This window comes from Pseudonocardia ammonioxydans, assembly GCF_900115005.1.
In the GTDB taxonomy this organism is placed as follows: domain Bacteria; phylum Actinomycetota; class Actinomycetes; order Mycobacteriales; family Pseudonocardiaceae; genus Pseudonocardia; species Pseudonocardia ammonioxydans.
On record NZ_FOUY01000145.1, the window covers coordinates 1 to 1,797 of the forward strand.

3 protein-coding genes and 1 pseudogene are annotated in these 1,797 nt (G+C 71.5%); all 4 read left to right on the forward strand.

The genetic code is table 11. The features are described from left to right. Window positions 1–570, forward strand: a 570-nt coding sequence (locus BM093_RS34740) for a glycoside hydrolase family 140 protein (RefSeq protein WP_143105730.1), incomplete at its 5' end; no start/stop codon positions are given. After that, a complete protein-coding gene (locus BM093_RS34745; protein WP_093357699.1) occupies window positions 567–848 on the forward strand; it encodes a hypothetical protein in 282 nt (93 codons plus the stop codon). The genes BM093_RS34740 and BM093_RS34745, both read left to right, overlap by 4 nt. Before the next feature lie 27 nt (window positions 849–875). Next, window positions 876–1,226 (forward strand): hypothetical protein, encoded by a 351-nt coding sequence (locus tag BM093_RS34750; protein WP_093357702.1) that lies wholly within the window; start codon window positions 876–878, stop codon window positions 1,224–1,226. A gap of 198 nt (window positions 1,227–1,424) precedes the next feature. Continuing rightward, window positions 1,425–1,797 (forward strand): annotated as a pseudogene (locus BM093_RS34755) (acetylxylan esterase); the annotation flags it as partial.

Sequence of the window (1,797 nt, forward strand, 5' to 3'; positions counted from 1 at the left end):
TACGGCGCGGACCCGGCCAAGCCGTTCCTCGACGGCGAGCCGATCTATGAGGAGCACCCGTACTGCTGGGAGCCCGAGCAGGGCTTCTCCACCGCACTCGACGTGCGCCGCGATGCCTACTGGTCGGTGCTGGGTGGGGCGGCCGGGCACACCTACGGCCACCACGCGGTGTGGCAGTTCAACGACGGCGGCGACGGAGAGCTCGGCGCGCGCGGGAGCTGGACCGAGGCCCTCGAGTTCCCCGCGGGCGGGCAGATGCGCCATGTGCGTGAGCTGATGGAGTCGCTGCCGTTCACCCGCGGCGAACCCGACCAGTCGGTCTTGACCTCGGAGCCGGGTTCGGGTGCGGAGCGGGTCGTGGCCAACGTCGCCTCCGACGGCTCGTACCTGCTGGTCTACACCCCCGCCGGTGACGAGTTCTCGGTCGACACCAGCGTCGTGACCGGCACACCGAAGGCGTACTGGTTCAACCCGCGCACCGGCGAGTTCGACACCACCAAGGTCACCAAGACCTACAGCCCGCCGACCAGTGACGAGGACTGGCTGCTGCTGGTGGAGGACACCGCATGACCAGCCACCACCACGACCACGACGGGGCCGACGACGTCGCGTTCGATGCCGATGACCCCGACGACTACGGCCACATCCCCTCCCCCGCCCGCCGCGCCCGGCCCTGCGCCGGGTCGCGGGGTGGTCAGGTCACCGCGCGCTTCGCCGACGGGTCGCTGTGGCTGGCCTACACCGGCGACGGTGCGGGCAAGGACCACCCGTGGCCCGCCGCCGACCGCACGGGGGTATTCGACCCGCAGGCCACCGAGGACTACCGGCCACCGACCGAGCACGACTGACCCTGTCACCGACGAACGGAGGACACCATGACCAGCCAAGACCAGCAGGAACCGGCCTACGGCCACAGCTTCGACACCCGGCCGTTGTGGTCGGAACGTGACCGCGACGCCGACCAGCTGCGCGAGCTGCTGCGCCGCCGCGGCTTCACCGAGTTCACCGAGGGCAGCGACGGGTTCGTCGTCGAGCACACCGACGCCGGGCCGATGCTGCTGGTCCACACCGGCCAGCCGCGCTCCGAGCGGGTCGCCGCCGAGCACGACTACGGGCGTCTGCTCGAGCAGGCCGGGTACCGGTTCGCGCCGAACGCGACCGGCGACGGTGAGGGCTGGCACGTCTGGTCCCCGTCGGCGGGCCCTGGTACCGGGCCGGCGAGCTGAGTAGTGCTGTTGGCACACCATCAGCCGCGCTGGGCCAGGAGGGCCGCGACGCTGGCCACCACAGCCGTCGTGGCGCTCGGCCCCGCCGCCTCCCTCGATACTGCCCCCGAACTCATCGGGCGGGAGACCGCCGCCTCTGTGGCGCCGCCCGTAGCGCCGGCTGCCGTCCGGGATCGCGGCGCCGACACCGGCGACACGATGTCGATCGCCGATGTCGAGGTGCCTGATCCCTTGGTGCTCGACAGCGGTGAAGCCGTCGACAGCGTCAAGGTCTGGGAGAACCAGCGTCGGCCCGAGCTGTTGGAGGCCTTCGCCGAGCACGTCTACGGCCGCTCCCTACCCGAACCTGACTCCGGGGACCTCACCTTCGACACGCAGACGCTCAGCGACGGCGGGAAGAAGGTGGGTATCGAGGTCACCGGCCCGGAAGGCTCGGCGAGCTTCACCCTGCGGGTGTTCGTCCCCGACGGCGGGACGCCGAAGGGCACGTTCCTGCTGATCGACCACCGCGGCTCGGTCGGCGACGAGCCCGGCTCGTCGGGCTACGCCCCGATCCCCACGATCCTCGACG